The following is a 22,619-nucleotide window of genomic DNA, read 5'->3' as shown; positions in this document are numbered from 1 at the left end:
CAGGCAGCCTGCGCCTGTCAGGACGCGCGCCGCACCTTGGCCGGGTCGGCCTCGTCCCAGACCTTCTCCGGCATCGGCAGGCCTTCGAAGGTCTCGCGCCCGAGGGGGCTGTCCGGTGCCATGCCGAGGCCCTCCAGGACCCACATCAGCTGCCGCACATGCTGGCCGGCATGCCAGACGGTGCGTTCAAGGAACTCATGCATCGTCTGCTCGCCGTAATAGACGTCTGCGCGCCGCGCCCAGTCGCAGTCGCGGCCCGGCCCGTCGAACCAGTCGGACATGCGCACACGCATCGTCCCGGCATAGGCGACGAGTGCGGCCCGGCTGCCCTGCTCCTCGGTCGGGATACGCATGTAGCTGTCGAAGGTGAGCGGGATGCCATCCTCATGCTCGAGGAATGCGTCGGCGATGTTGGCGATATGCCAGCTGAGCTGGCCGAAGGTACGTGGCCGGTTCGGCAGGTCCCGCGCCAGCGCCTCGTCCGGCATCTGCGCGATGAACCGCGCGGCCCCGGCCAGTACCGCGTCCAGGCGGCGGCGCATCTCCTCCACGGGCAGCATGCGCGGCGGGCCGTAGGCGATGCCACAGAGTTGGGCCACGTCGCGCAGCACCTGGCCGTTCGCCCAGGTATCGCCACGGGTGACGATGGGCACCTGCTTCAGCCCGAAGCGCTCGAGCTCGGCATAGGCGTCCTCATCCACCAGCACGTTGCGCGACAGGAAGGGCACGCCGTGCTTCTGCAGGAACTCCTTGGTCCGGAGGCAGGACGAACATCCGGTCATCCAGTAGACGCGGATCGCGTCGTCAGCCGTGGTCGTTTCCATCACTCGTTTCCTTCCCTTACGCGGCCTTCGTCGCGAGGCCGCCCAGATGGGTGATCACCTCGTCGAGGGCCACCACATCGCCATACTTGGCGTTGATGTCGAACAGGTTGGCGTCGTGCGGCCCGTCATGCCGGTCGCCCACGCATTCACGCGGCACGATCACGCGGTAGCCGTGCTGCACGCCATCCAGCGCACCCGCGCGCACGCAGCCGCTGGTGGAACAGCCCGCGAGGATCAGCGTATCGATGCCCATCGCGGCGAGCATGGGCGCGAGCGGCGTGCCGAAGAAGGGGCTCGGATACTGCTTCACCAGCACGACCTCCTCCGGCAGCGGCGCCACCTTCGGGTCGATCTGCGCGAGGGGCTCGCCTGCGACCATCTTGCGGAGCGCGGGCACCTTGCGCACGAACCAGCCGCCATCGGCACCGGAGGGGTGGTACTCGACGCGGGTGTGGATCACCGGCACGCCGGCAGCCCGCGCCGCCGCCAGCAGCGGGACGGTATCGGCCACCGCGCGCACCACGCCCTCGGCGAAGAAGGGCGATCCGGGCGTGGTGTAGGCCAGGGTGAAGTCGATGACGATCACCGCCGGCCTGGTGCCGAAGCCCACCTTGCCATCGAAGACGCCGACATAATTCTGTTCGCGCGTGACGCTCATGGCGGATTCTCCTCAGGCCTCGTCGGGGAAATGGCAGGCGGCGAGATGGGCGCCGCCGCCGGCAGGCGACAGCTGCGGATCCTGCTCGACACAGGCGCGCGGCAGCCGCGTGCCGGCTGCCTGCACCGCATCGACGCCGCGCGCGGCGACCAGGCGCGCGCGCGGGCAACGCGGATGGAACCGGCAGCCGGAGGGCAACGCGGCGGCGCTGCCGATCTCGCCGATCGGACGGATCCGCGCCTTCGCGCGTTCCTTCGCGGGGTCCGGGCGCGGCACGGCAGAGAGCAGCGAGACGGTGTAGGGATGCCGAGGCGCGCCATACAGCGCGTCGCGCGGCGCCATCTCCACCACGCGGCCGAGATACATGACGGCGACGCGATCACTGACATGCCGTACCACCGCGAGGTCGTGCGCGATGAACAGGAACGAGACGCCGGACCGCGCCTGGATATCCGCCAGCAGGTTCAGGATCTGTGCCTGCACCGAGACATCCAGCGCGCTGACCGGTTCGTCCAGCACCACCAGCGCCGGGTCGAGCGCGATGGCGCGCGCGATACCGATGCGCTGGCGCTGCCCGCCCGAGAACTCGTTCGGGTAGCGCGCCGCCATCGCGGGGGAAAGGCCGACGCGGCCCAGCATGTCCGCGGCGCGCCGCATAGCCTCGGCCCGCCGCACGCCATGCGCGGTCATCGGCTCGGCGATGATCTCAGCGGCCGTCATGCGCGGATCGAGCGAGCCGTACGGGTCCTGGAACACCATCTGCATGCGCGGCCGCATGGCGCGCAGGCCGGAGGAGGAGGCCGCGGTCACGTCCTCCCCCTCGAAGCGGACACGCCCCGCGCTCGGCTCGATCAGGCGCAGTACGAGACGGCCGAGCGTGCTCTTGCCGCTGCCGGTCTCCCCCACCAGGCCGAGCGTCTCGCCACGTCCCAGCGTGAAGGAGACGCCGTCCACCGCCCGGACATCGGGCTTCCGCGGGCCGAACAGCGTGCGGCCACCGCTGAAGCTGCGGCGCAGTTCCTCGACCTCCAGCAGCGGGCTCATGCCGCGACCTCGATCGCGCCCTGGCGATGACAGGCGGCGAAGTGGCCTGCACCGATGAGGTCGGGCCGCACGCTGCGGCAGCCATGGGCGTCGGAGACGGCAAAGCAGCGCGGCGCGAAGGCGCAGCCCGGCGGGCGGCGTGCCGGATCCGGCGGGCTGCCCGCGATGGGGGCCAGCATCGTGCCCGCGGGCGCGTCGATCTCCGGAATGCTGCGGAACAGGGAAATGGTGTAGGGGTGGCGCGGCGCGCGGAACACCTCCTCGACAGTCCCGGTCTCGACCACCCGGCCGGCATACATCACCGCGACCCGGTCAGCCTGGCGCGCGACCACGCCGAGGTCGTGCGTGATCAGCACCATCCCCATCCCCTCCGACGCGCGGAGATCACCGAGCAGGTCGAGCACCTGCGCCTGCACCGTCACGTCGAGCGCGGTGGTCGGCTCGTCAGCGATCAGCACACGCGGGCCAAGCGCGATGGCCATCGCGATCAGGACGCGCTGGCGCATGCCGCCGGAGAACTGGTGCGGATAGTCGTCCACGCGGCGCGCGGCATCCGGGATCTGCACGCGGCCCAGCAGCGCGGCCGCCCGGTCGCGCGCCTCGCGGCGCGAGATCGGCAGATGCGCGCGCAGCACCTCGGCGATCTGCTCGCCCACGGTGAAGACAGGATTGAGGCCGGTCAGCGGGTCCTGGAAGACCATGCCGATGCGCGCGCCGCGGCGCCGGCGGAGCTGCTCCGGCGGCAGCGCCAGCAGATCCTCGCCTTCCAGAAGCGCCTGGCCGGCAATGACGCGGCCCGGCTTCGGCAGCAGGCCGAGTGCGGAGGTGAAGGTGACGGTCTTGCCCGACCCGCTCTCCCCCACCACGGCCAGCGTCTCTCCGGCACGGACGGAGAGCGAGACATCCTCCACCAGCCGCACGGCCCCCTTCTCCCCGGGGACGGCGGCGGTCAGGCCGCGCAGTTCGAAGGCGGCTGTCACAGCAGCTTCCCCGTGTTGCGCCGCATCTGCGGATCCAGCGTATCGCGCAGCCCGTCGCCGAGCAGGTTCAGCACCACCACCGTATAGGCGATGCAGAGCCCGGCCGAGAGCGAGATGAGCGGGTTGGAGGTGATGGAGGTCTGGCCCTCCGCGATCACATTGCCCCAGGTCGGCGTCGGCGGCTGCACGCCGAGGCCGAGGAAGGACAGGCCAGCCTCCGCCAGGATCGCCGTCGCGGCGCTGACGGTCGCGACCACGATCACCGGCGGCAGCGCATTCGGGATGACATGCCGCAGCACGATCTTCCACGGCGTCAGGCCGATGGCGCGCGACGCCTCGATGAAAGGGCGCGGCCGGATGGTCAGCACGACGGAGCGCATCACCGCGGCGATGCGCGGCGTATAGGCGATGGCGACGGCGAGGATGATGGAATCGAGCGTATTGCCCCGCGCCGCGACCAGCGCGAGCGCCAGCAGGAAGGAGGGGAACGCCAGCAGGATGTCGATCACCGCGACCAGCGCGCGCTCCACCCAGCCGCCGGCATAGCCCGCGACCGCGCCGATCACCGTGCCGAGGCTCAGCGAGATCAGCACCACGAAGAAGCCGACCTGCAACGAGACCTGCGCGCCATGGATGAGGCGCGACGCCACGCAACGCCCGAACTGGTCGGTGCCGAGCCAGAAGGTGGCCGATGGCGGCGCCAGATTATTCATCAGGTCGGTGCGCGTCGGCGAATGCGGCGCGATCCAGGGGGCCAGCAGCGCCACCAGCACGAGCAGCGCGATCCCGATCGCGCCGATCATGAAGCCGGGATGCCGGGTATAGCGGCGGAAGGTCGCGCGGCGGCGCGCGGCGGCCTCCGCATCCGCATCGATCTGTTCAGCGGTCGCGCTCATGAGCGGCGGAGCCTCGGGTCGATCGCGCCATAGAGAAGGTCCAGCGCTGTGTTGAGCAGCACCACCGCCGCCGCCAGCACCAGCACGCCCGCCTGCACCAACTGGTAGTCGCGCGCCAGGATGGCCTTGAGGATGGTGGAGCCGAGGCCCGGGCGGCTGAACACCGCCTCCACCAGGATCGCGTTGCCGAGCGACCAGGCGAAGGTCACCCCGATCACGGCCAGCACCGGGATCAGCGCGTTGCGGAACGCCAGCTTCCAGACGATGCGCCGTTCCGGCACGCCCATGGCGCGCGCGACACGGATATGGTCCACGCCCAGCACCTCGAGCATCGCCGACCGCGTCAGCCGCGCGATATAGGCCGAGACCGACAGGCCGAGCACCATGGCGGGCAGCACCATGTGATGCAGCGCCGTCCAGAAGCCCGCATCGCTGGATGCGCCCAAGGCCGGAAACAGCCCGAGCGCATGCGAGAAGGTCAGGATGGCCACCAGCCCAACCCAGAAGACCGGGAAGGAGATGCCGCCCAGCGCCACCAGCATCACGGCCACATCCACCGCGCTGCCCTGCCGCACCGCGGCGACGACACCGAGCGGCACGCCGATCACGACGGCGACCAGCATCCCCGACACCGCCAGCGCGGCGGAGGGCGGCACCGCCGCCCATATCTCCGTCAGCGCCGGCTGCCCCGTGACGACGGAGGTGCCCAGGTCCCCCTGCACCGCGCGGAACAGGAAGACGAAGTATTGCTGCCAGACAGGCAGGTCGAGGCCGAGGCGCGCGCGCAGCGTCGCGAGCGCCTCGACCGTCGCGAAGTCGCCCAGCATGTATAGGGCGGGATCGCCCGGAATGGCCCGCATCAGGAAGAAGGCCACGGTGACGATCCCGACCAGCGCGACGGCCAATTGGCCGACGCAACGGGCGACATGGAACAGCATCAGGAAGTGCGCAGCGAAACCGGCGCCACGTTCACCGTGAACAGGCTGTTCTGCACGAAGCCCGCCACCGTCGGGCCATGCGCGATGAACAGCCGGTCCGCGTAGAGCGGGATCACCGGCAGGTCGTCCATGGTCTGCCGCAGCAGGCGGTTGTAGACGCCGCGGCGCGCCGCGACATCCGGCGCGCGCGCGGCTTCCGCCAGCAGGTCGTCCGCGCGGTCGTAGCGGGACGTGTTGAGCCCCGGCGGATGGCTGCGCGTGTGGTACAGCGTGACCAGCGGGCTGTCGGGGTCGGGCGGGCCGACGACCGCGGTGATGCAGGATTGCACGTTGCCGCTGCTGCGCGCCTGCACATAGGCGCCGCGTTCCAGCACGCGCACCGTCGCCTGGATGCCGACCTGCTGCAGATCATTGGCCAGGGCGACGGGGAAACGATCGAAGGGGTTGAGGCCGACCGTCGTGATCTCGAACCGGAAGTTGGAGACATTCGCCTCCCGCAGCAGGGCACGGGCGCGGTCGGGGTCGAAGGCGTAGCGCGGCACGCCCTCCTCGCTGAACTCCTGGAAGGTCGAGGTCAGCACGCTCGTCGCCTCGAACTTCGTGCCACGGAAGAAGCCATCGATCAGCGCGCGGCGGTTCATGGCATGCGCCATGGCGCGGCGCACGCGGATGTCACGCAGCGGCCCGGCGGTGGTGTTCAGCACCAGGTTCACCGTGTTGTTGGCCGGCCGGTCGAGCACGGACACGCCCTGGACACGGCGCAGGCGCTCGATCACCTCGGGCGTCTGCAGCGCATAGAAGATGTCGAGCTCGCGGTTCTCGAGCGCGATGGCCGCCGCCGTCTCGTCGCGCACGATGCGGAAGACGACCTCGTTCAGGGTGGAGGCGCCGCCGAAATAGTCGGCGTTCGCCGACAGCCGCACCTCGTTGCCGGTCGTCCAGCGCTCGAACACGAAGGGCCCGGTGCCGATCGGGTTCATGCTGTAGCGCTCGCCGATCTCCGTCACCGCGCGGCGGGAGACGAGCCAGCCCTGGTTGAAGGCGCAAAGCTTGTGCAGGAAGCCGGAATTCGCCGCCTCCAGCACGAAGCGCACGGTCAGCGGGTCGGGCGTCTGGATCTCCCGCAGCCCGGCCAGCTGGCCGCGATAGAGGCTGCCCGTCGCGGGATCGAGCACGCGTTCGAAGGAGAACTTGACGTCGTCGGAGGTGAAGGGGCCGTAGCCCTTGTGCCAGGTGACGTTGGGGCGCAGGCGGAAGGTCCAGGTCGTGCCGTCGGCCGAGACCTCGTAGCCTGTGGCGATATCCGGCACGATGGCGTTCGTCGCCTGATCGTACTGCACCAGGCCGCTGTAGATGTGGCTGGCGATGGACTGGTTCTCGTTCTGGAAGATCCGTGCCGGATCCAGCTGCGAGATGTCGGAGCCGAACCGCACGCGCAGCGTGCGCCCGCCCTGCGCCATGACCGGCATCCCGAAGGCGCCACCGAGCGCGAGGCCCGCCCCGCCCGCCAGCAATCCGCGCCGGCCGAAGCCGGGCGGCATCCGCATCTCAACCATCCCTGAATTCTCCCTTGTTCCGCGTTGGCTCGGCGGCCGGGTCGGCCGGCCGGAGTTCCTTGGGCCAGTCGCGCGGCAGGCGTGCGCCGGCCGCGGCCATCGCGCGCGCCAACTCGGCCGCGCGCGCGGCGTGGTGATCGGGGATCATGCGGGCCGCCGCTCGCGCCAGGGGGTCGCGGCCTCATAGGCCATGGCGAGGCGGAACAGCGCGGTCTCGTTCCCCGCACGCGCCATCGCATGCCAGTGCAGCGGCAGCCCGCCGGCCGAGAAGCCGTTGCACTGCACCAGGGCCGGCAGGCCGGCGAGGCTCGCCGGCGTCAGCATCGTCTCGCTGGTATAGGCGGTGCTTTCCGGCTCCACGCCGAGGCGCGGCGGCAGGTGGAGGGCGCCGAGGCTGAGGATCACGTCGTGCTCATCCCAGACAGCGTCGATGGCCTCCGTGAAGGCGCGGCGGAAGCGCTGCGCGGCGAGGTAGTCCACCGCGCGCACGCCGCTGCCGGCCAGCAGCTTGTCGCGGAGCGCGGCACCCATCACGTCCGGGTTCTCCCGCAATTCCCGCTCATGGATCGCAGCCGACTCCGCCGCACCGATCAGCCGTGCGGCATCCAGACACATGGCCGCCGGCCAGGGCAGCGCGGCATCGCGGATCCGCGCGCCGAGGCGCGACAGCACCGCCAGGCCATCCTCCAGCGCCGAGGCCAGTTCGCCATCGGGCGCGGGGAAACCGGGACCGGGGTCGCGCAGCACGCCGATGCGCAGGCCCGCCACACCGGCGCCGCCGGCCGCGCGCAGCCTGGTGCCGCAGATCGCGTCCATCACGATCGCCACATCCTCCGCGGTCCAGGCGATCGGTCCGGGGCGGTCCATCGAGAAGGTGTTGGGCAGCGCGCCATCCAGCGGCAGGCGCCCCGGCGTCATCACCACGCCGCAGCATCCCGTGGCGGCCGCCGGCAGGCGGACGGAGCCGGTGGTGTCGGAGCCGATCGCGAAAAGCGCCATGCCCGTCGCGACCGCGACACCGGCGCCGGTGGAGGAACCGCCGGTGAAGCGCGTGGTGTCCCAAGGATTACGCGCGGGCGGGGCAGGCAGGTCGAAATGCTCCGCGCCGGTGCCAGTGCCATACTCCCAGGTGGCGAGCTTGCCGATCAGCACCGCACCCGCCTCCCGCAGCCTGCTGACGAGCGCCGCATCGGCAGGCGCGATGCGCCCGGCGCGCAGGCGCGAATTGGCCGTGGCGGGCAGGCCCGCGACGTCGAAGGTGTCCTTGATCCCCCAGGGAATGCCGCCGAGCGCCCCGCGGCGCGGCGCGGCGGAGGCCTGGCGGGCGGCGGCCTCATCCAGATGAAGCACGGCGTGCAACGCGCCGTTGCGCCGGCCGATGGCGTCCAGGCACCGCTCAAGCAGGGCGTCCGGGGTGATGCGGCCAGCCTCCAGCGCCGCCAGCGCATCGGCCAGGCTGGCGATGCCAGATTGCATGCAATGAGTATGCAAAATAGCACTCATGCGGCCTGCCTGCCGGCGCCACGCCGCGCCATCGCGGCGAGGAAGACGGCGCGCCCGGCCTGCACATGCGCGCGCATCACGGCACCTGCCCAGGCGGCGTCGCCGGCGGCGATCGCCGCGACCATCTCCCGGTGCTGGTCGAGGCTGCGGCGCAGGCCCGCCTTGTCGAAATTCCGGAAGTTCTGCAGGACCATCGGCGTGACGGCCAGGCTCGCCAGGATGGCGCGGCAGCGGGCCTGGCCGCTCATCTCCCAGAGCGTCTGGTGGAACCGGACATTGGCGTCCGAGATCGCCTCCAGCGCGGGAAGGTCGCCGCCGGCCGGCACGGGGGCCTGCCCCGCTTCCAGCGCAGCCTCCGCCGCGTCGCAGGCCGCTTCCAGCGCGACCAGGGCGCGACGGTCCGGCGCCGTCGCGGCGCGTTCGGCGGCATGCGTCTCCAGCAGGGCGCGGAGGTCGAAGATCTCCTCGATGTCGCGCTGCGACCATTCGGCGGCGAAGGCGCCCTGGTTGGGCACGACGCGGAGCCATCCCTCGGCGTCGAGACGCCGCAAGGCCTCGCGCACCGGGGTGCGGCTCACGCCGAGCTGCGCCGCCAGGTCTTCCTCCCGCAGGTGCGACCCCGGCGGGTAGGTCCCGTCGGCCAGCCGCCGGCGCAGCGTCAGATAGGCCTGCTCCCAGGCGGTTGCCATCCTGCCTCCCGACCGGGGAGGGGACCGACGATGCCCCGCCCCATGCATTCTTACCTTACATGTATGCAATACGGCACGCTGGCGCAAGCAGATCAAAAGATCGGCATCCCTGTCTTGCTGCCGCCGGCCATGGCGGCGGGATCCGGCTCTGCGCCGTGGATCGGCAGGGCCCGGACGCCATCGGCGCGGTGGATGACGCGGAGGTCCCTGCAGCCGGACACCGGCACGGCGGTCCCGGTCGCGGCCGACCCGCCAGGCGGCGGGCAGGCCGGGCCCGGCCCGCGAACACCGCGTCGCACCGGGCCTTCCTCGCCGTGAAGGCGTCCCGGCTCCGCTGCGGCCGGGCTTCCTGCTTCCTCATCGCCGTGCCCGTCACGCTCGCCGCGCGACGGGCACGTCGCGCTACGCGATCACCTGGATATCCATGGCCGACAGCGCCGGCATGCCGGTGAATGTCGCGATCAGCACGGCGCGGCCACCGGCCCCATCCGCATCCCACCACAGCCGGCCCGCTGCGTCCTCATAGACGAACTGGCCAAGGCCGCCGGGGCTGTCGGACACCGTCGCGCCGCTGCGGAACTGCGCGGCGGAGAGCGCGCCTTCCACCAGCCCGCCCCCAAAGCCCGCCGCCTTGACCACGATGCGGTCCACCCCGGCGGTGAAGTCGGCCACGCTGTCCCCCCCTTCCCGCCAGAGGTTCCACAGGAAGATGTCGGCATCGGCGCCGCCCGAGAGGCTGTCCGCCCCCCGGCCACCGACCAGCGTATCGGCGCCGCCCTCGCCCGAGAGCGTATCGGCGTAGCTCGTTCCCGTGATGCGGTTGTCGAGCGTGTTGCCCGTGCCCCGCAGCCCGGCGCTGCCGGTGAGCAGCAGGTGCTCCAGATGGTCGCCGAGCGTCCAGTCAGTCTCGCTCCGCACCGTATCGGCGCCGCCGCCGGCCACTTCGCGGATCACATCATCCGTCCCGGCCGGGCGATACAGGTCGTTGCCCGCACCGCCATCGAGCGTATCGGCCCCTTCGCCACCCCGCAGCGTGTCATCGCCCGCGCCACCGAGGATCAGGTCACGCTCGGTGCCCGCACGCGCGGCGATCGAGTCATTCCCATCCGTGCCCAGGCGCACGCGATCCACCCCCGCACCGAAGACGCGGATGGTCACGTCGGTGCTCGCACTCAGCCCGTCGAGGCCGGTGGAGACGATGCGCACCACCACTTCCGTCGTGCCGAGCGCGGCGAAGGCCCCATCGGCGGCCACCGAGACCACCCGCCCGTCGATCCGGAACAGGGCCGCCGCCTCGGCGGCATCCAGGCCCCCCGCGGCATCGCCGAAGGTGAAGCGCTGCACATCGCCGAAGGCACTGTTCGCATCGATCGCCGACAGCGTGGCGATGGCGGTACCCGCGCCATCGCCCGCCATCACGCCGACCCGCCCGCCGGAGAGGGTGAGCGTGACCTTGCTGGCCGCGACCCCTACCGCATCAGTGATGACGCCGCTGCCACCGCTGAACTGCAGCCGCTCGATCGCGCCCTGAACAGTGTCCACGCCGTCATGGCCCGGCGTGCCGGCGGCACGAAGATCCGTGACGGTGTAGAAGCCACCGCCGGCATTCCAGGCAACCCGGTAGTTCGCCCAGCCGGCGCTGTAGACCGCGACATCGGCCGCGCCGTCATTGGCACCCGATTCGTCGCGGATCAGGTCGTTGCCCGCGCCGCCCTGGAAGCGGTCCGCGCCGGCGCCACCGATCAGGATATCGTCGCCACCCTCGCCCAGCAGCGTGTCATTGCCATCCCCATCCCGGCCGCGGCGCCAGTCGCTGCGCAACTCGTCATTGCCGTCGCCGCCGCGCAGCAGGTCGGCACCACGCCCGCCATTGAGCTGGTCGTTGCCCGCGCCGCCCAGCAGCACGGCGCCGGCCGTGCCGGCATCGGTGCCGAGTGCCGTCATCACCGACAGCACATCGTCGCCGCCACCGCCCCGCAGCATGTCGGCGCCGCCGCCGGTGACGATGAGGTCCGCCGAATTGCCGGCCAGGCCACGCAGGGTCTCCTGGCCCGACGTGCCGAAGATCTCCTCATTGCGCCCGAAGACCGCGATCTCCACCTTCCCGCGTGCCGTGGAGACATGGCCCACGGCATCGATCACGCTGTAGGCCACCTCGATATAGGCGACGCCGGGGCCCTGCGCCGTCTCGCCGATCAGCGGCAACTCGTCGTTCAGCAGCGCCTCCAGCAGCGGGCTGCGTTCGAACCGGATGCTGGTGCCGCCCTCGACCGAAAGGCGCGCCTGCAACGCCGCGATCAGCGCGGCGCCGGTGGTGGCGATGCCGTTCACCTCGATGGCGCCGGTCGCCGCATCGATGACCGTCGTGTCGGCGCCGAAGCGGATGCCGGTGATGCGCGGCGCCGCGGCGCCCGTCGCGATGGTCAGGACATCAACCTCATCCGCATCGGTGTCATTGGCGATGACATCGACGACGATCGCCTCGTCCTCCGTCCCGCCGCCGAAATCCTCCACCGCCACGGGGGTGGCGACATTGCCGCCATCCACCGCGATGGTGACGACGCGCGTGGTGGACAGGCCATCGAGGCCCGTCGCGACCAGGGCCACGACCAAGTCGGTCGAGAGCGGCAGGGTGGCGCCGCCCCGCACGCGGATCGCATTGCCATCGATGACGAAGAAGGCTTCCGCCTGCGCCGCCGTCAGCCCGCCGGCCGCGTCGCCGAAGCTGAAGCTCTGCAAATCCCCGAAGGCCGCATTGGCATCCGTGGCCGAGAGTTCCGCCACCAGGGCCCCGCCGGCGGCCAGGCCGTAGAGCGTGATGGCGCTGCCGGAACCGGGGGTCGGGTCCGTGACGGCGATCGCGCTCGCCGCCTGGCCCACCGCATCGGCCAGCCGGCCGGTGACGCCGCCCGCCGTCAGGAATTCGACGCCGGACAGGGTATCCGCGCCCTCGCCCTCCATCACCACGGTGCCGCCGCTGCCGAGGCGGATCGACAATTGCAGCCAGCCGAGATCGGTCACGGCGGTATCGCCGCTGCCTTCCCCGCCGGACAGGCTGTCATCGCCGAGACCGCCGAGCAGCGCATCATCGCCCGCGCCGCCAAGCAAGGTATCCGCCCCGCCATCGCCGAGCAGCGTGTCCGCCCCCCCCTCGCCAGAGAGGCGGTTGGAGTCGCCCAAGCCGGTGATGCGGTTGGCCAGCGCGTTGCCGGTGCCGGACAGGCCCGACAATGCGCCCAGGATCAGGTCCTCGACCTCATCGGCCAGGACATGGTCGATGGTGGCGATGACGGTATCCGCACCGCCACCGGCGGCCTCCCGGACCACATCGCCGGCGCCGACGCTGTAGGCATCGTTGCCCGCGCCGCCCTGCATCGTGTCGGCACCGGTGCCGCCATCGATCAGGTCGTCGCCCCCCAGGCCGGAAAGGAGGTCGTTGCCGCCGCCACCAGTCAGCGTATCGGCGCCCGACGTCCCTTCCAGGGTGCGGCCACCCTCCCCCACCACGAATTCGAGCGTGCTGCTCCCCGTCAGGCCATCGAGGCCGGTGGCCCGGATCTCGACGCGCAGCGTCTGCCCGGCCATGCCTGCCAGCGCGGCGCCGTCCGTCACCACCAGCCTGCCATCCGCGATGTGGAACAGCGTGGTGGCATCCACCGCGTCGCCTGCCACATCGGCCAGCGTCAGGGTCTGGGTGTCGCCGAAGGGCACATTCGCATCGACGGCGCCGATGCGGCCGAGGACGGCGCCCGTCGCCAGGCCCGGCGCCACGATCTGCGTGAAGCCGACGGGCTGTGTGGTATCCGTCGGTATCAGCAGCACGAGGCTGGCGGCCTGGGCGACGGCGTCGCTGATCGTGGTGACGACGCCGTTGATCTGGATGGCCTCAACGCCCACCAGCGTGTCGATGCCAAGCGGAGCACCGCCGCGCAGATCGGTCACGCGCCAGCCGCCGGTCACCGCCTCCACGCGCAGATCCGACCAGGCCGCGTCATAGACGGCGACATCCTGGCCGGAACCGCCAACGAGGCTGTCATCGCCCCCGCCGCCGACCAGCGTATCAGCCCCCGCATCGCCCAGCAGCGTATCGGCGCCGCCCTGGCCGGAGAGGCGGTTGGCGCCCGCATTGCCGGACAGCAGATTGTTCCCGCCATGGCCGGTGCCATCGGCATCGGCGGTGCCGGTCAGCAGCAGGTTCTCGATCGCCTCGTCCCGCAGCGTGATGCTGGACGTGCCCCGCAGCGCGTCGGCGCCGCCGAGGTCGAGGAGGGAATCGCCCTCCTCGACGCCTTCGTAGGTATCGTTGCCGGCGCCGCCACGCAGCGTATCGGCGCCGAGCCCGCCCATCAGCAGGTCATCGCCCTCCCCGCCATCGAGCCAGTCGCGCCCCGCCCCGCCATCCAGCGTATCCGCGCCGCCGAGGCCACCGAGGTAGTCATTGCCGCCCCCCGCCACCATGCGGTTGTCGAGCGTATTGCCCGTGCCGGAGAGGTGGGTGGCGCTGTCGGAGAGCAGCGTCATGTTCTCGACGAAATCGGGCAAAGCCGCATTCCAGTCGGCGACCCGGACGCGGAGCTCGTCGATGCCGCCGCCCGCCGTCTCCACGATGGTCGGGAAGCTGCTGGCAAGCGGGCGGGACCGCGTCAGGATGTGGACATAGACATCGTCGCCGGCGCCACCCGCCAGCGTGCCGTTGCCGCCACCGCTGTCGAGGCGGTTGTCGCCGTCATTGCCCAGCATCAGGCTGAAGCTGTCATGCGCGGTCGCGCGCAGCACGCCCGGCGCGAGTTCCAGCTCCTCCACCCGGTCGGCCAGCACATAATCCTCGACCGTCGTGATGACGCGGTCGGTGCCTTCGCCGAAGACCTCCAGGATGCGGTCCCCGGCATCGTCCACCGCAAAGGTGTCGTTGCCCGCACCACCCACCATGCTGTCGGCGCCGCTGCCGCCATCCAGCGTATCGGCGCGCGTGCCGCCCAGCAGCGTATCGTCGCCCTCGAAGCCCAGCAGCGTATCGCGGCCGGTGCCGGCGATGAGCGTATCCGCCCCCTCCGTGCCCTCCAGCTCCACGCCGCCGGGTCCGATGACGACGGCGAAATCGGCTTCCGTCGTCAGGCCATCGAGGCCCGTGGCCGCCAGGCGGATGGTGAGCGTGCGTCCGGCATAGGCTTCCAGCACCGTATCGCCGCGGACCTCGATGCGCGTGCCGCCATCCTGCGCCACCAGCACGAATAGCGCCGCCGCCTCCGCCGCCGTCAAACCGCCTGCCGCGTCGCGGAAGCCGATGGTGTTGACGTCGCCGAACGCCGCGTTGCGATCGGTGACGGTGACGAGGCCGAGTTCCGTGCCGGCCGCTGCATCGAAGGGCAGGTCGGCCGGGGTCAGCGCGATGGCGCTGGCCGCGCTGGCGATGGCGTCGGCGATATCGCCCTCGCTACCCGCGAAGGCCAGGCGTTCGACATCGGTGACGGTGTCGGCGCCTTCCGGCCCGGTGACGGCATAGACGCCGTCCTGCAACTGCGCCACGACGACATCGGCCCAGGCCGCGCCGAAGACCGCGGTGTCCAGCCCCTCGCCTCCGCCGAGGTCGTCATCGCCCTGGCCGCCGGAGAGACGGTCATCGCCCGCCATGCCGGAGATGCGGTCATCGCCGCCATTCCCGGCCAGGCTGTTGGCGCCCGCATTGCCCTCGATCGTGTTGTCGCCGGCATTGCCGCCGCCATCGGCATCAAGCTCGCCGATGAGCGTCAGGGTCTCAAGGTTGTCGGACAGGACGAAGGCGCCGCGGCTGCCATTGCTGAAGACGACGTCGAAGCCGCCGCCTGCCAGCTCCGTCACCTGCTCGTCGCCATCCAGCCAATAGGTGTCGTTGCCCCCGCCACCCGCGACGGTATCCGCGCCGCCATACAGGGTGTGGTCGTTATGCAGGTAGAACAGGTTGTCGCCGGCATTGCCGGCAATCCGGTCGGCACGCACGGAGGTGCCGCGAATGACCATGAAGTCGCTGCCCAGCAGCTGGATCTGCGGGCCGAACATCTGCATCGCGGCACTGTCCGGCGCGAATTGCCGGATGCGGGCATCAAGGTCGATGCCGCTGACACTCGTCACCACCAGGTCGAACAGGTCGTATCTCAGTTCGTCGGTGATCTCATCGAAGGCGATGGTATCGGCGCCCGCATTGCCATCGAGGTAGTCGTCGCCGGCGCCGCCCACCAGGCTGTCCGCCCCGCCGCCACCGAAGATGACGTCGTTGCCGCCACCGCCATGGATGCTGTCATTGCCGACGCCGCCGGTCAGCGTCTCTGCCCCATCGCCACCGCGGAGGCTCTGGGCCAGGCCGACGACATCGATGTCGATGCGCTGTTCGAAGCTGAGGCCATCCTGGCCGGTCACGCGCAGCGTGAAGCCGACGCCGGGGCGGATGGCGCCGGACAGGATGCCTTCCTGCAGGAAGGTATCAATGACCCGGAGTTGGCCGTTCACCACCTCGAAGACGGAAGCGGCGTTGCGCGTGCCGACCTGGCCGGTGATGGCGTAGGTGTAGGTCTCCCCGAAGGCACGATTCGGGTCCATGACCGTGATGGCACCCAGCGAGGTGCCGCCCGAGGCCGATGCGGACAGCGTGCCGATGACGCCGGGGCCGCTGGCCCCCGTGCCGAGGACGATGCCGGTCGGCGCCGCCGCCACCGCATCGGCCAGCAGCCCCGTCGTGGTGCCGAAGCTCACCTGTTCCACGCCCAGCAGCCGGTCACCATCCACGGCGAAGCCGGCGCCGGATGCCGTGACGCGCGTCGGCGTCCAGGCCCCGGTGTAGGTGGCGCGATCGGTGCCGAGGCCGCCATCCAGCGTGTCCGCGCCGGCGCCGCCGGTCAGCACATCGTCACCGGCCTCGCCACGCAGCAGGTCGGCCTCGTCGCCGCCCGACAGCGTATCCGCGCCCAGGCCGCCGAGGAGCGTATCCGCGCCCCCGGCACCACCGAGCAGATCCGCCCCGCCGAGACCCGCGATCCCGTCATTGCCGACCCCGCCATTCAGCGTATCCGCGCCCTCCGTGCCGCTGACCGCGACATCCAGGGTCGTCAGCGTGACCGCGAAGCTGCGGGTGAGGCTGAGGCCATCAAGGCCCGTGGCGGTGACCGCCAGCGTCAGGACATCACCGGCGACGCGCCCCGCCAGCGCGGCGGGATCGCGCAGCCGGATCTCCTGGCCGACGATCTCGAAGGCCGCGGCCGCGGCGGCGGCGCTCAGCCCGCCCGCGGCATCGGCGAAGGCGAAGGACTGGACATCGCCAAGGGCGGCGTTGCGGTCCGTCGTGGCCAGGCGGCCGAGCACCGTGCCCGCGCCCGCGCTGACCATCAGCGTGATGCCGCCATCGTCACCCGGGGAGGGATCGGTGAGCGTCATGCCCTCCGCCGCGGCGGCGACGGCATCGGCGATGCGTCCCTGGCGGCCGGCGAAGTTGACGAACTCGATTCCCGTCAGCCGGTCGTGCCAAAGCCCGCTGAGCCCCGCCACCGACGCCCCCGCGGCATCCGTGCCATCGCGCAGCCAGTAGCCGCCATCGGCCGCCACCAGGGCGATTTGCGACCAGGCGGCGGAGAAGACCGCGAGGTCCCCCTCATCCGCGCCGCCCGCCAGCGTGTCGCGCCCCGCGCCGCCGGTCAGCGTATCGTCGCCGGCATTGCCGATCAGCGCATCGTCGCCGCCCAGGCCCGACAGCGCGTTGTTCGCGCCATTGCCCTCGATCGTCTCGCCGCCCGCGCTGCCGGTGGCGGAGAGCGCCAGCACGCCGGTCAGGCGCAGGTATTCGATATTGGCGAAGCTCGGCACGAAGGCCGCCTCGATGGTGTCGGCGCCGCCATTCGCGGCTTCCACCACCACATCGCCCACGTTGTCGAGCCGGTAGAAATCGTCGCCCGTGCCACCCACCAGGCTGTCCGCGCCGACGCCGCCATCCAGCGTATCGGCATCCGCCCCGCCCAGCAGCGTATCGGCATCGGCATCGCCGCGCAGGCTGTCCGCCCCGGCATCGCCCTGGAGAAGGTCGGCACCGTCCCCGCCCGAGACCGTGTCGGCGCCATCCTCGCCGCGCAGGATATCGGCGCCGGCCTCGCCGGACAGGACATCCGCATCCGCGCCGCCAAGCAGCGTATCAGCGCCCTCGCCGCCCGCCACCGCATCGGCGCCGAGACCGGCCGAGACGCTGTCCGCGCCACCCCCGGCCTGGATGCTGTCGTTCCCCGCGCCGCCCGCGAGGCTATCGTCCCCGCCCAGGCCGCGCAGCGTGTCGTCGGCGCCCGCGCCGGCCAGGCTGTCCGCGCCATCCGTCCCGCTGCGATCCACCGGATCGATGGCGATGGTGAAGCGGAAGCTGAAGCCGCGCTGCAACTCGTCCAGCCCCCGCGCGGCGATGTTGGCGGAGAAACTCGCCGGCAGTTGCGAAAGATCGGCCCCCGCCCTGACCACGATCTGGTTGTTCGTGATCTGGAACAGCCGGTCGAGGCCGAGCCGCTCCGCCTCCGACCCCACCCAGAACAGGGATTGCGTGTCGCCGAAGGGCGCGTTGATGTCGGTGACGGCGATGGTCGCCACCACCTGGCCCGCGGTCGCGGTCTGGCTGATGCGCAGCGACGTCGTGGCGAAGGAATTCGCCGCCGTCGCCGTGGCCGTCACGCCATTCGCCGTGACCGCCATGGCGCTGGCGGAGGCGCGCACCGCCTGCTCCAGCGTGCCGACCAGCCCGTTGAAGCTGACACGCTCGACATCCGAGCCGAAGACGTCCCGCTCACCACCCGCCAGGGCGACGGCACCGCCGCCGAAGCCGAAGAAGCTGACAGTCGCCTGCAGCCAGGCCGTCTCATAGGCGACGAGGTCGTCATCCGCCCCGCCGAACAGGCTGTCATTGCCGGCGCCACCGACCAGCGTATCCGCGCCGGCGCCGCCCTCGATGGAATCGTGGCCGCTGCCGCCGGTCAGGCGGTTCGCGGCCTCATTGCCGATCAGGGTCGCGGCGCCCTGCGCTTCCATCCCGGCCAGGCTGACATTGGCCTGGCTGCTGCCGATCAGCGTGACCGCCACGGGCGCCGCCGTGCCGGGGAGGAGATTGTCCACCGTCACGGAGGTGTTGGCGATGATCCGCATGCCGCCGCCGATATCGATGATGCGGTCGCCGGCATTGCCGATGAAGAAGACATCCTGCCCGGGCCCGCCCGACATGGTGTCCGCGCCGGAGCCTCCATCCAGCGTATCCGCGCCGGCGCCACCTTCCAGGGAGTCCGTGCCACCGCCGCCGAGCAGGCTGTCATCGCCCCCCGCGCCCATCAGCGTGTCGGCCCTGACATTGCCCTCCAGCGTCTCGTTCCGTTCTCCGCCGCGGGCGAAATCGACCCCCTCGGCGTTCAGCAGGCGGACCGTGTCGAAGAAGACCGGGTAGTCGGCCGCGTCGTAGTCGAGGGCCGTGCGCAGCACATTGCCCTCTCCGGTATCGGCGGCGAAGCGGTCCAGGGCATCGGTCAGGATGTAAGTGTCGCGCCCCGCGCCACCGCTGAGGCTGTCCGCCCCTGTGCCACCATCCAGCGTATCGGCGCCGACGCCGCCCGAGAGCGTGTCGTCGCCGGTGTCACCCTCCAGCAGGTCATTGCTGACGCGGCCGAAATACTCATCGACCGTGCGCATCTGCTCGATGCCGCCGGAGGCGCTGTTCGCCGTCCCGTAGGAAAGCCAGAGGCGGCCATCGGCATTCCAGAGACTGAGGGCGATGTCCTCACGCGCGGTGACGACGGTGCCGTCGCGGTCGGTGAGGACCACCGTCTCGCCAGTGGCGCGGTTGTGGACGTAGATATGCGGCTGGCCGTCGGAGAGCGCGGCATCAAGCCAGCCGGGGCGTGCCTCCCCGGGGCGGAGCACGGCGGCGATGTTCGTCGCGCGCGTGATGAAGGCGACGGTCTGGCCATCATCGGACAGGGCGACGCGCGTCGTCGCGGCGTTGGCGCCCGCCGTGATCAGGTGCGTGACGCCGAGTTCCACATCCCGCACGAAGGCATCGCGCAGCCCGTTGGTGTCGTTGACGACAAGGTTGCTGGCATCGCTGAGGAAGGCGACGAAGCGGCCATCGGTGGACAGGTCGGCGCTGACGCTGGCGCCATTCGACTGGGCACCGCCCACGCCGATGGAGACGCGGGTCATGTTGCCATAGGCAACGGAGTAGCCGGCGGAACCATCGTAGTAGTCCACCGCGCCGATCGGCGCGGTGCTGCGCAGGTAGATGTCCCAGGTACCGTTGGTATCGTTCGGCACGAGGTCAAGCAGTTCGCCCTGCGGCGTGCGGGACAGGTTGCTGGCCAGCGTCTCGAAGGCCAGCCAGCCGCCATCGGCGGAGAGCACGGCATTTCGGCTGTCGCCGTCCGCGGCCTCCCCGGCCCTGTTGGCCGCGGAGGCGTACCAGTTGCTCGCCACCTCGAAGTACTGGCCGTTCTGGCGCGGCCAGGTCTGGTTGGGCAGGGCCTGGAACCAGGACAGGCCGATCTTCTGGACCCCGCCCTCCGTGAAGGTGAAGGCGACCAAATTGCCATCGACCGAGACGCTCGGATCGCTGACGCTGCCGAGATCCGATCCCGGCACCTTCAGGATGTCGCGCGTCAGCAGGTCCATCCGGAACAGCACGGGCGTGTTGCCACGCCCTTCGTCGATCAGGCCGGGGGTGGAGGTGAAGACCAGGTAGCGCTGATCGGCGCTGAGGGCATACAGCGCCCTGGTGCCGTTCTGCGCGGTGTCCACCAGCACCGTCTCGATCAGGCGGTCGGAGACCCGGATGCTGTCGGAATCGCGTTCCCAGACCGAAGCGGAAAGGCCGCGATCGAAGCTGCTGGTAAGCGTGGGCATCGCCTCCGCACTATCGGCCAGCAGGTCGTTGCCCGAGCTGCCCTCCAGCGTATCGCTGCCCTGGCCGCCATCCAGCGTATCGTCGCCGCTCTGGCCCAGCAGGCGATTGGCCCCGGCATTGCCGATCATCAGATTGGCGTCAGCGCTGCCGACGCCCCCCGCGCTGGTCGTGCCGGTCAGTCGCAGAACCTCGATGCCGCGGCCCATCGACACATCATCGACGGATTCGATCGTATCCGCGCCGGCGGTTTCGCCGGTGATCGTGTCGCCACCGCTGAAGCGGTAGAGGTCGTTACCGGCGCCACCCGACAGCCAGTCCCGCCCCCGGCCCCCGGCCAGCGTGTCGTCCCCGACACCGCCGATCAGCGTCGTGTCCTGGTCATTGGCGATGATGCTGTCATTGCCCTCGCCGCCATCCAGCGTGGCATTGCGATCGTCGAAGCGGGTTTGGGCACCGAGCTGGCCGGACATGTTGCCGCGGCCATCGCCGCGCACCGCGCTATGGACCGAATTCTCGACGGCGATCGTGTCATTGCCGCCGAAGCCCTGGATCAGTCCGTCATACTGCACGGAGGTGACGCGCAGCAGGTTGTCCTGGTTGTTGCCATCGGCGTTGCCGCTGGCCAGTTCCATCGCCTCGATATTGTCGCGCAGCCGGCCGCCCTCGCGGACGATCACCATGTCGAAGCCGCCGCCGGCTTCCTCGACGATGTTCTCCGTGCCGATATAGGTGTCGTTGCCGGCACCGCCGATGAAGACGTCCCCGGACCAGCCTGCCTTGAACCAGTTGTCCTGGAAGTTGCCGGTGACAGTGATGGACGTCGTGCGCAGGGCGTAGCCGGCGAAGAGGTCGGGATCGAGTTCGGTGGAGGTCGTCACCCGCTCGATGTTCAGGGACAGGGTGAAGCTGCCGAAGACGTAGATCCAGTCCGACCCGCCATCGGCAAGTTCGATGATCTGGTCGCCGGAATCGATCCCGTAGTAGGAATCATTGCCCGCGCCGCCGACCATCGTATCCGCGCCATTGCCGCTGCGCAGCTCGTCGTCGCCGGCCTCGCCTTCCAGCCGCGAGGGGTCGAAGCGCTTGCCGCTGCCGACCGTGTCGTTGCCGTTCCCGCCGTACAGGAAGTCTGTCTCGGCCACCTTCTTGCCGCCGCCGAACAGGTTGGCGAGGGAGGTGCCGAAGGTGTGGCCGTTGCTGCCGGGGTCGGTGATGACGTCGTCGCCATCGCCGCCTTCCAGCACGTCCTGGCCATAGCCGCCATCGATGGTATCGGCGCCCCAGCCGTCACCATAGGTGTCCACCATGGCCTGGCCGTTGTAGCTGCCGCTCCAGCGTACCAGCTTGTCGCCATTGATGGTGTCGCGGCCGCTGCCGCCTTGGATGCTGTCGTCGCCGTAGCCGCCATAAAGCTGGTTGGTGCCCTGGCCGGCCAGGATCGTGTCCCGCCCATCGCCGCCATACAGCACGTCATTCTCCGGCGAGGAGACGGCGAACTCCATGATCAGGAAGACGCCGAAATCACGCAGCTTGCCCTGGATGAAGCCCACGGGGTCGGCGACATTGGACGGGGAGGCGAGGTCGTCCAGGCTGATCCACTCGAAGTCGCGGTCCCGGACGTCGCCGCCATCGACGAGGAGATCGTTGCCCTCGTCACCGAACAGCGTGTCATTCCCCATCCCGCCCATCAGGGCGTCCCACCCCGTGCCGCCGGAGAGGTAGTCACTGCCGTAATCGCCGCGCACCACGTCGGCGCCGGCCTCGCCGTAGAGCGTATCGCCATCCCAGGTAATGTCGGCCCTGCCCTGGATCTTCTCCGCCCATTGGGAGGAGCCGTCGGTATGGGTCTCGTCCGCTTCCTCGCTGTCGCCGCCGCCGGTGATCAGGTCATCGCCGGCACCGCCATAGATGATGTCCTCGCGCTCGCCGCCCTCCAGCTTGTCGTCGCCGCCCAGGCCGTAGAGCGTATCGTTGGACGAACCGCCGAGGAGCCAGTCCCTGCCCGTGGTTCCCCTGACGGAATCGGCGCTCCCGGCCTCGAGCAGCACCGGGAAGGTCAGCGGCAGCGAGCCGAGCAGGCCACCGATGATCGGAATCTCGCCCAGGATCTCACCGGGATCGAAGAAGAAGCGGAGGACATCTTCATTCGCGATCGCGATCGCGGTCGCCGCCGCAACCACGCCGGCGCCAGCGATACCACCGGTGCCGATGATGAGGGTGATCAGGGATTGCGGCACCTCGATCAGTTCGGCGCTGTCTTCCCAATACGCGTCCCAGCCTTCCTCCTCGTCATTGAAGGTGACCTGGACTGTCCGATGGTCGGGGCCGAGGAACCCATCCCGGGATACCGGGAACTTGAGCGTATCCGTGCCTTCCATCGAAACCCCGCGCCCATGGGCACGGCAAAGCGTCGGCGCGGCCAGGAAGAGGCCGCGCGAGCCCCACCATGCATCAATAAATTGCTGTAAACGGAACCCTAACGGGACGAAAACGCACCATAAAGCTACGTTATACTAAATTTCTGGTAATGCTGACAATTGTTCCAATTTTCGCAGCATCAGATGGTTATCGATACCCGTGGCTGAAGCCATCGCCACACAGGACCACCCGCGGACATTGCAAGGCAGCGCGCCACGGGGCTGCCGGCGG

General features: G+C 70.4%; 11 protein-coding genes. All 11 read right to left on the bottom strand.

All coding sequences use genetic code 11. The features are described from left to right. Positions 1-17: 17 nt before the first annotated feature. The 11 genes from BM041_RS02935 to BM041_RS31735 all read right to left on the bottom strand — a co-directional run bounded on the left by BM041_RS02935 (position 18) and on the right by BM041_RS31735 (position 22,348). Positions 18-824, bottom strand: a complete 807-nt coding sequence (locus BM041_RS02935) for a DinB family protein (RefSeq protein WP_092955220.1) — start codon at positions 822-824, stop codon at positions 18-20. A 16-nt stretch (positions 825-840) separates the two neighbouring features. Next, a complete protein-coding gene (locus tag BM041_RS02930) occupies positions 841-1,482 on the bottom strand; it encodes an N-carbamoylsarcosine amidohydrolase (RefSeq protein WP_092955217.1) in 642 nt (213 codons plus the stop codon). Positions 1,483-1,494: 12 nt separating this feature from the next. Then, complete coding sequence (locus BM041_RS02925) at positions 1,495-2,526, bottom strand: ABC transporter ATP-binding protein (protein ID WP_092955215.1); 1,032 nt, start codon at positions 2,524-2,526, stop codon at positions 1,495-1,497. Next, on the bottom strand, positions 2,523-3,506 hold the full coding sequence (locus BM041_RS02920) for an ABC transporter ATP-binding protein (protein WP_245761903.1): 984 nt from the start codon (positions 3,504-3,506) through the stop codon (positions 2,523-2,525). Before BM041_RS02920 ends, BM041_RS02925 begins: the two co-directional genes overlap by 4 nt. Then, positions 3,503-4,402: an ABC transporter permease gene (locus BM041_RS02915; RefSeq protein WP_092955212.1), complete on the bottom strand. Its 900-nt coding sequence runs from the start codon at positions 4,400-4,402 to the stop codon at positions 3,503-3,505. Before BM041_RS02915 ends, BM041_RS02920 begins: the two co-directional genes overlap by 4 nt. Continuing rightward, a complete protein-coding gene (locus BM041_RS02910; protein WP_092955209.1) occupies positions 4,399-5,340 on the bottom strand; it encodes an ABC transporter permease in 942 nt (313 codons plus the stop codon). The genes BM041_RS02915 and BM041_RS02910 overlap by 4 nt, the downstream gene beginning before the upstream one ends. Further along, positions 5,340-6,896 (bottom strand): ABC transporter substrate-binding protein, encoded by a 1,557-nt coding sequence (locus BM041_RS02905; RefSeq protein WP_092955206.1) that lies wholly within the window; start codon positions 6,894-6,896, stop codon positions 5,340-5,342. The genes BM041_RS02910 and BM041_RS02905 overlap by 1 nt, the downstream gene beginning before the upstream one ends. After that, positions 6,889-7,044, bottom strand: coding sequence for a hypothetical protein (locus BM041_RS30395; protein ID WP_175533686.1), 156 nt, complete (start codon positions 7,042-7,044; stop codon positions 6,889-6,891). The genes BM041_RS02905 and BM041_RS30395 overlap by 8 nt, the downstream gene beginning before the upstream one ends. Then, positions 7,041-8,372, bottom strand: a complete 1,332-nt coding sequence (locus BM041_RS02900) for an amidase (protein WP_175533685.1) — start codon at positions 8,370-8,372, stop codon at positions 7,041-7,043. Before BM041_RS02900 ends, BM041_RS30395 begins: the two co-directional genes overlap by 4 nt. 23 nt (positions 8,373-8,395) lie before the next feature. Continuing rightward, positions 8,396-9,088 carry a GntR family transcriptional regulator gene (locus tag BM041_RS02895; protein ID WP_175533684.1) on the bottom strand — a complete coding sequence of 231 codons (693 nt, stop codon included), beginning with the start codon at positions 9,086-9,088 and terminating at the stop codon, positions 8,396-8,398. 402 nt (positions 9,089-9,490) lie between these two features. After that, positions 9,491-22,348 carry a hypothetical protein gene (locus BM041_RS31735; RefSeq protein ID WP_092955193.1) on the bottom strand — a complete coding sequence of 4,286 codons (12,858 nt, stop codon included), beginning with the start codon at positions 22,346-22,348 and terminating at the stop codon, positions 9,491-9,493. Positions 22,349-22,619: the final 271 nt, after the last annotated feature.

This window comes from Falsiroseomonas stagni DSM 19981 (genome assembly GCF_900114315.1).
GTDB classification, from domain to species: domain Bacteria; phylum Pseudomonadota; class Alphaproteobacteria; order Acetobacterales; family Acetobacteraceae; genus Falsiroseomonas; species Falsiroseomonas stagni.
This window is presented reverse-complemented; position numbering and strand designations above follow the sequence as displayed.

What these genes read in the sequence shown, in the direction of transcription:
- BM041_RS02935 (WP_092955220.1), bottom strand. Translation starts at nt 824, where the DNA reads ATGGAAACGACCACGGCTGACGACGCGATCCGCGTCTACTGGATGACC.
- BM041_RS02915 (WP_092955212.1), bottom strand. Translation starts at nt 4,402, where the DNA reads ATGAGCGCGACCGCTGAACAGATCGATGCGGATGCGGAGGCCGCCGCG.
- BM041_RS31735 (WP_092955193.1), bottom strand. Translation starts at nt 22,348, where the DNA reads ATGGAAGGCACGGATACGCTCAAGTTCCCGGTATCCCGGGATGGGTTC.
- BM041_RS02930 (WP_092955217.1), bottom strand. Translation starts at nt 1,482, where the DNA reads ATGAGCGTCACGCGCGAACAGAATTATGTCGGCGTCTTCGATGGCAAG.
- BM041_RS02905 (WP_092955206.1), bottom strand. Translation starts at nt 6,896, where the DNA reads ATGGTTGAGATGCGGATGCCGCCCGGCTTCGGCCGGCGCGGATTGCTG.
- BM041_RS30395 (WP_175533686.1), bottom strand. Translation starts at nt 7,044, where the DNA reads ATGATCCCCGATCACCACGCCGCGCGCGCGGCCGAGTTGGCGCGCGCG.
- BM041_RS02910 (WP_092955209.1), bottom strand. Translation starts at nt 5,340, where the DNA reads ATGCTGTTCCATGTCGCCCGTTGCGTCGGCCAATTGGCCGTCGCGCTG.
- BM041_RS02925 (WP_092955215.1), bottom strand. Translation starts at nt 2,526, where the DNA reads ATGAGCCCGCTGCTGGAGGTCGAGGAACTGCGCCGCAGCTTCAGCGGT.
- BM041_RS02900 (WP_175533685.1), bottom strand. Translation starts at nt 8,372, where the DNA reads ATGCAATCTGGCATCGCCAGCCTGGCCGATGCGCTGGCGGCGCTGGAG.
- BM041_RS02895 (WP_175533684.1), bottom strand. Translation starts at nt 9,088, where the DNA reads ATGGCAACCGCCTGGGAGCAGGCCTATCTGACGCTGCGCCGGCGGCTG.